This window comes from Phenylobacterium sp. (assembly GCF_036402295.1).
Taxonomy (GTDB): domain Bacteria; phylum Pseudomonadota; class Alphaproteobacteria; order Caulobacterales; family Caulobacteraceae; genus Phenylobacterium.
This window is the reverse complement of the sequence record NZ_DASWTE010000125.1, coordinates 1-6770: the sequence shown is the minus strand read 5'-3', so window position 1 is coordinate 6770 and position 6770 is coordinate 1. Positions and strand designations below refer to the sequence as shown.

Genomic DNA, 6770 nt, shown 5'->3' with positions numbered 1-6770 from the left:
GGCACCATGATCGAACTGAACCCCCTGCTGGTGGTGGGCGACGCGCCCGAGACCGAGGCCGCGCGCCTGCGCGCCGGAGCGCCCGCCCGGGCCACGCTGGTCGACGGCCAGGTGCTGGCCGGCCGGGTCCGCTATGTGGCCCGCGACGCCGATCCGCAGACCCGCACCTATCACCTGGAAGTCACCGTCCCGAACCCGGGCAACGCCGTGCGCTCCGGCCTCTCGGCCGACCTGCGCATCGCCGCCGGCGCGGGCGCCGCGCACCTGGTGCCGGTATCGGCCCTGGTGCTGGACGCCGCCGGCCGCCAGGGCGTCCGCTACGTCCTGGCCGACGGCCGCGTGACCTTCTCACCGGTGACGGTGCTGGAGGAGACCCGCGACGGCATGTGGATCAGCGGCCTCCGGGGCTCGGTCAACGTCATCACCGTGGGCCAGTCGTTCGTGGCCGACGGCCAGAAGGTTCGGGTCGCCCAGGTCCGCTAGGGCCTGTACGCCCCGGGGGAGCACAAGATGATCGGTCCGCTGATCGACGGAGCCATCAAGCGGCGCAAGGTCGTGCTGGGCGTGACGCTGATCGCGGCGCTGTTCGGCCTTTTCGCCTACCTGTCGATGCCGCGGGAGTCCGAGCCCGACATCGACCTGCCGTACATCTCGGTGGTCGTCCCCTACCCCGGCGTCTCGCCGGAGGACGCCGAGCGCCTGCTGGTCAAGCCGATCGAGCTGGAACTGCAGACGATCCAGGGCATCAAGTCGATGAACGGCGTGGCCCGGCAGAGCGCGGCCATCGTGACGCTGGAGTTCGAGGCCGACTTCGACAAGGACAAGGCGCTGGAGGACGTCCGCGCCAAGGTCGACCTGGCGCGCGGCAAGTTCCCGCCCGACGCCGAAGAGCCGATCATCCAGGAAGCCAACTTCTCGGGCGAACCGATCATCGGCATCGTGATCTCGGGCGCAGCGCCGGAGCGCGAGCTGCACCGGGTGGCGCGCAGCCTGAAGGACCGGCTGGAGGCCACCGAAGGCGTCCTGGAAGTCTTCATGAGCGGCGGCCGCGAGGAGGTGCTCGAGGTCGAGATCGATCCGCTGCGGATGGAGGCCTACAACGTCACCACGGGCGAGCTCGCCCAGGTGATCGGGCGCAACAACCAGCTGGTCCCCGCCGGCAGCCTCCGCTCGGGCAGCGGCCAGTTTGCGGTGAAGGTGCCAGGCGTGGTCGAGGACCCGCAGGACATCCTGGCGCTGCCGATCAAGCGCAACGGCGACCGCCTGGTGACCGTGGGCGACATCGGCGAGGTGCGCCGGACGTTCAAGGAAGCCACCTCGATCAGCCGGTACAACGGCCATCCCGCCTTCATCCTCGAGGTCTCGAAGCGCGGCGGCGCCAACATCCTCGACACCGTGGATACGGTGAAGAAGGTGACCGAGAAGGAAGCCAAGCGGTGGCCGGCCACCGTCCACCTCAACTACATCTACGACGAGAGCGAGTTCATCGGCCGGACCCTGGTGGTGCTGGAGTCGGGCCTGCTGATGGCCAGCCTGCTGGTGATGATGATCATCGTGGCCAGCCTGGGGATCCGGCAGGGCCTGATGGTGGGCGCCTCGATCCCGATCTGCTTCCTGCTGGCGTTCCTGATGATCAACGGCATGGGCGTGACCCTGAACATGATGGTCATGTTCGGGATGGTGCTGGCCGTGGGCATCCTCGTGGACGGCGGCATCGTGGTGGTCGAGTACGCCGACCGGCGCATGGCCGAGGGCCTGCCCAAGGAGGAGGCCTTCGCCGCGGCGGGCAAGCGGATGTTCTGGCCGGTGGCCAACGGCACCCTGACCACGCTTTGCGCCTTCGTGCCGTTCATGTTCTGGAACTCGATCGCCGGGAAGTTCATGAGCTTCCTGCCGCTGACCCTGTTCTTCGTGCTGGGCGCGTCGATCTTCGTGGCCCTGATCTTCACGCCCGCCCTGGGGTCGATCTTCGCCCGCAAGGCCGCCATCGACGAGGAGCACCTGGCCGAGATCGCCAAGTCCGAGCATGGCGACCCGCGCGAGATGAAGGGGTTCATGGGCTGGTACGCCCGGACCCTGACCATGCTGACGGCGCATCCCACGCGATCGCTGCTCGGCGCCGTCGTCATCATCGCGGCGATCGTCCTCTGGTTCGGCATGACCAAGCACCGGACCGAGTTCTTCTTCTCCGACGACCCCGAGTTCGTGGACGTCTACGTCAAGGCGCGCGGCAACCTCTCGCCCGAGGCTCAGGACGGGCTGGTGCGGCAGGTCGAGACGCGGCTGGCAGGCATCAAGGGCGTGGAATCCTTCTACGTCCGCTCAGGAGGCTTCACCTCCAACGGCGGGCCGAACTCGGCGCCCAACGACACCGTCGGCCGCATCCGCATCGACTTCGTCGATTACGAGCAGCGCGTCGAGCTTGGCCTCGTGGGGCGCGACATCGAGAACGCCGTCAAGCAGCGGCTGGGCGAAGTCGCCGGCCTGCAGCTCGAGGTGCGCGGACCGCAGAACGGCCCGCCGGTGGGCAAGGACATCCAGGTGCAGCTGCAGGGCCACGACCCGGCCGCCCTGAATAGCGCCGCTGACCTCGTGAAGGCGAAGCTGTCGCAGGACCGCCAGCTCATCGAACTGGAGGACAACCGCACCTCCCCCGGCATCGAGTGGAACCTCGCGGTCGATCGCGAAGCCGCCGGCCGCTACGGCGTCGACGTGCTGTCGGTGGGCCAGACCATCCAGTTCCTGACCGGCGGCGTGCTGATGGGCCGCTTCCGCCCCGACGACGCCGAAGACGAGCTCGACATCCGCGTCCGCTTCCCGGCCAGCGCCCGCAATGTGGCGGCCCTGGAGCAACTCAAGATCACCACCGCGACCGGCCCGGTGCCCGCCAGCTACTTCATCAAGCGCGTGCCCACCCAGCAGGTCACCCAGATCCAGCGCCGGGATTCCCAGCGCCTGGTGATCGTGCAGGCCAACACCGTCGAAGGCGTCGCCTCCAACCTGAAGATCGAGGAACTGCGGCCCTGGCTCGAGAAGGCGCCGATCGATCCGTCCGTGCGCTGGAAGTTCACCGGCGCCGACGAGGAAGGCGCGGAGGCCGCGGTGTTCTTCATGACCGCCATGGCCGCCTCGCTCTTCATGATGTTCGTGATCCTGCTCTGGCAGTTCAACAGCTTCTACGGCGTGCTGGTGACCCTCTCGGCGGTGATCCTGTCGACCGTGGGCGTGCTGCTGGGCGTTCAGGTGAATCTGGGCGGCACCTTCCCCTACATCTCGGTGATCATGCTGGGGACCGGGGTGGTGGCGCTGTTCGGGGTGGTCGTGGGCCACAACATCGTGCTGGTGGACACCTTCTACCACCTGCGCCATGCCGGCTATCAGGCCGACGAGGCGGCGATCCGGGCCGCGGCCCAGCGGTTCCGCCCAGTGCTGCTGACCACGCTGGTGACGGTGGTGGGCCTCCTGCCGCTGATGTTCCAGATCCACCCGAACTTCCACACCGGCCACATAGAGTACAAGGCGCCCGGCTCCACGTGGTGGGTGCAGCTCTCGGCGTCGGTGGTGTGGGGCCTGTCGTTCGCGACCCTGCTGACCCTCGTGCTGACGCCGGTGATGCTGGCCGCGCCGAAGGTCTACTCGCGGCGCTTCGGCTGGGTCCGCGACCACCTGCCCGGCCGGCGCCCGGCGCGGAAGCCGCTGACGCCCGCCTACGGCAACGACGACCTGCCGCGCGCCGCGGAGTAGCGGTTGGGCGGGCTGACGCACCGTGTCGCCGCGCCGTCGGACGCGCAGGCGCTCAGCCTCGTGATGGAGGCCGCGATCGCCGAGCTGCAGAAGGGCTTCCTCGCCCCTGAGCAGATCGCGTCCAGCCGCATGATCATGGGTCTGGACCGCCAGCTTCTGGCCGACGGCACCTACTTCATCGTGGAGGCGGATGGCCGCATCGCCGGCTGCGGCGGCTGGAGCCGTCGGGCCACGCTCTACGGCGGCGATCACACGCCCGGCCGCGACGCCGCCCTGCTCGATCCGGCGACCGAAGCCGCGCGCGTGCGGGCGATGTACACGCACCCGGACTTCGCGCGCCGCGGCGTCGGCCGCCTGATCCTGGCGCTTTGCGAGGCCGCCGCCAGCGCCGAGGGCTTCAAGCGGGTGGAACTGATGGCGACCCTGTCGGGTCGCACGCTCTACAGCCAGTGCGGCTACGAGGACATCGAGGCCATCGAGGACGCCCGCGGGGGCGTCCCCGTGCCCTTGGTGCGGATGGGCAAGGCGATCTAGCCAGCCTGCCGCCGACGGATCACCGTGGCGGCTGCGTCACCGTGGTGGTCGTAGTGACCTGGTCAGTGCCGGTCGTGACAGGCGCCGTCCGGGTGGTGGTCGTGCGTTTGGTCACGCGGGCCTTGCTCGTGGTCCGGGGCGCGGCGGCCCGGCGCTCGGTCGTGACGGTGGTCTCGACCTGCGTGGGCGCCTGGGCGGCGGCAGCGCGCGCGGCCGCCGCGTCGACCGCCGAACGGGCCGCCGCCTGCTCTGCGGCCTCGGCGCGGAGCTTGGCGTCCGCGGCCTGCTGTTCGGCAGAGATGGCCCGATCCTGGGCCGCAGCGACGGATGCGTCGGCCGCTGCAGCAGAGGCCTGCGCCTCCTCACGGGCGGCATCCCGCGCCGCCTGCACGGACGCGTCCTTGCGCCGTTGCAGCTCGCCGATCGCCGTGTCGGCTAGCGCCGACGCCTGGATCGCATTTTCGATCGCGATCGACTTGCGGCCTGACGCAAGGTCTTCGTGTGCGCGCGCCAGGGCCGCCCGGGCCTGGGCCGTCGCGACCGGGACCTCTACACCGGCGCCGAGGGACTCGGCGGTGCGCACCTTGGCCTCCGCGGCGGCGATGGCTTCCTGCGCCCGGTCCTTCTTGTCGGCCACGGCCGGGCCGGCGACGCTCAGGGCCAGCGCGCTCGACGCGAGCAGCGACGCGAACAGTGTCTTCCGAAGCATGATGTCTCCTCCGCCTGGAGGCGCCGTAACGGCTACCCGGCTACAACGTTGCAACCGCGTGGTTGCGGGGGCTATTGGCCCCCGAGGAAGCCCCGCGCGCGCATCCAGGCCAGGAAGTCCGCCGGCCACTGCGTCGTCGAGGTGCCCGGCCGACCCGGATAGCCGTAGCCGTGGCCGCCCTTCTCGTAGAGGTGGAGCTCGACGGACCCGCCCTTGGCCTGCCAGGCCGGGATCAGCGCGAAGTCGGTCTTGCCGAACAGGGGGTCGTCGGCCGCCTGCGAGGCCCACATCGGCGGCGGATTCTGCGGAATCGATCCCCCGACCAGCGGAGCGCCGAGCCCGCCGTAGATCGGCGCAATGAACGCCGGGCGCGACGCCGGGTCGTCGGCCAGGGCCAGCCCCATCGTCGTGATGGCGCCGGCCGAGAAGCCCATGAACCCGATCCGCTCGGGGTCGACGCCCCATTCGGTCGCTCGCGCGCGGACCACCCGCATGGCTTCCTGCGCGTCCTGCGTGGCGATCTTCGCACCGTCGGCGATGCGGCGCAGGCGCCCCTCCGGCCCCGCCGCGGAGAACGCGGCGTTCGCCTTGTCGAGCCCCGCCGCCTTCGGCTCGGTCGGCAGGACCCGGTACTTGAGGACGAAGGCCGCGACGCCCTGCGACTGCAGCCACTTCGCCACGGCCCATCCCTCGTGGTCCATCGCCAGCAGGACGAAGCCGCCGCCGGGCGCGATGACGACCGCCGCGCCCGTCGCCTTGCCTGGCGGCGGCAGGAACGGCGTGAGCGTGGGGACCGTGACGTTCTGCACGACCGGGACGTTGTCCATGTTCGACATCGTCCAGGTCTCGGGCGTCGCGGAAGCTGGCGGCGCGGACGTCTTCAGCACGATCGCGCCGGGCGGCTGCGGCGGGGCTTCGATGTCCCAGCGCCGCGGCTGGGCGGCGGCCGGGAGGACGGAACAGGCGAGCCACAGGGCCGCCAGCACCCCGCGCCTGCCAAACCTCATCGCTTTCCGCATGCCCGTCCTCCCCGCTCTCGTGCGGATCGCAGCTTGCCCGAGGACGGGCGCCCAGCGGAAGGGCTCAGCTCTCCCGCGTCTGCCGCCGCCAGAGCGCGGCGTACTCGCCCTGGTTCTCCAGCAGTTCGGCGTGGGTCCCCTGCTCGGCGATGCGGCCGCGGCGGAGCACCAGGATCTGGTCGGCGTCGACGATGGTGGAGAGGCGGTGGGCGATGACCAGCGTCGTGCGGCCCGCCTTCACCTTGCGCAGCGTCTCCTGGATCGCCGCTTCGGTCGGCCCGTCGAGCGCGCTGGTGGCCTCGTCCAGGATCAAGAGGCGCGGGTTGGCCAGCAGCGCGCGGGCGATGCCCACCCGCTGGCGCTCGCCGCCGGAGAGCTTCAGGCCGCGTTCGCCGACGCGCGTCTGCATGCCGCTGGGCAGGCCGTCGATGAAGGGGCCGAGCTCGGCGGCGTCAGCGGCGGCGCGCACCTCCTCCGGCGTCGCGTCGGGCCGGGCGAAGCCGACGTTGGCGTAGAGGGTGTCGTTGAACAGCGCCACGTCCTGCGGAACCAGGGCCACGGTGCGGCGGAGCGACGCCAGCTTGACCTCACGCATGTCGACGCCGTCTATCGTCACCCGGCCCTCCTGCGGGTCCAGGAGGCGCATGGCGAGCCGCACCGCCGTGGTCTTGCCCGAGCCCGACGGGCCGACCAGGGCCACGGTCTGGCCGGGCCGCGCCTCGAAGGTCACGTCCAGCAGGCCTGACGAGCGCGCGTCGTGGCGG

General features: G+C 70.8%; 6 protein-coding genes. 3 read left to right on the top strand and 3 right to left on the bottom strand.

Features of this window, described 5'->3' with window-relative positions; all coding sequences use genetic code 11:
• The 3 genes from VGD44_RS07775 to VGD44_RS07765 form a co-directional block, all read left to right on the top strand.
• A partial coding sequence (locus tag VGD44_RS07775; protein ID WP_331085586.1) for an efflux RND transporter periplasmic adaptor subunit occupies positions 1–483 on the top strand: 483 nt, incomplete at its 5' end.
• A 27-nt stretch (positions 484–510) separates the two neighbouring features.
• Positions 511–3744: an efflux RND transporter permease subunit gene (locus tag VGD44_RS07770; protein ID WP_331085584.1), complete on the top strand. Its 3234-nt coding sequence runs from the start codon at positions 511–513 to the stop codon at positions 3742–3744.
• A gap of 63 nt (positions 3745–3807) precedes the next feature.
• Positions 3808–4278 (top strand): GNAT family N-acetyltransferase, encoded by a 471-nt coding sequence (locus tag VGD44_RS07765; RefSeq protein ID WP_414694625.1) that lies wholly within the window; start codon positions 3808–3810, stop codon positions 4276–4278.
• Between the two features lie 19 nt (positions 4279–4297).
• On the opposite strand, the gene VGD44_RS07760 is transcribed toward VGD44_RS07765, so the two are convergent.
• The 3 genes from VGD44_RS07760 to VGD44_RS07750 all read right to left on the bottom strand — a co-directional run.
• Complete coding sequence (locus VGD44_RS07760; protein ID WP_331085579.1) at positions 4298–4987, bottom strand: hypothetical protein; 690 nt, start codon at positions 4985–4987, stop codon at positions 4298–4300.
• 71 nt (positions 4988–5058) lie between these two features.
• Positions 5059–6006 carry an alpha/beta hydrolase gene (locus VGD44_RS07755; protein ID WP_331085576.1) on the bottom strand — a complete coding sequence of 316 codons (948 nt, stop codon included), beginning with the start codon at positions 6004–6006 and terminating at the stop codon, positions 5059–5061.
• Between the two features lie 64 nt (positions 6007–6070).
• Positions 6071–6770: ATP-binding cassette domain-containing protein (locus VGD44_RS07750; protein ID WP_331085574.1), on the bottom strand; the 700-nt coding region annotated here is incomplete at its 5' end.

What these genes read in the sequence shown, in the direction of transcription:
- VGD44_RS07770 (WP_331085584.1), top strand. Translation starts at nt 511, where the DNA reads ATGATCGGTCCGCTGATCGACGGAGCCATCAAGCGGCGCAAGGTCGTG.
- VGD44_RS07765 (WP_414694625.1), top strand. Translation starts at nt 3,808, where the DNA reads ATGGAGGCCGCGATCGCCGAGCTGCAGAAGGGCTTCCTCGCCCCTGAG.
- VGD44_RS07760 (WP_331085579.1), bottom strand. Translation starts at nt 4,987, where the DNA reads ATGCTTCGGAAGACACTGTTCGCGTCGCTGCTCGCGTCGAGCGCGCTG.
- VGD44_RS07755 (WP_331085576.1), bottom strand. Translation starts at nt 6,006, where the DNA reads ATGCGGAAAGCGATGAGGTTTGGCAGGCGCGGGGTGCTGGCGGCCCTG.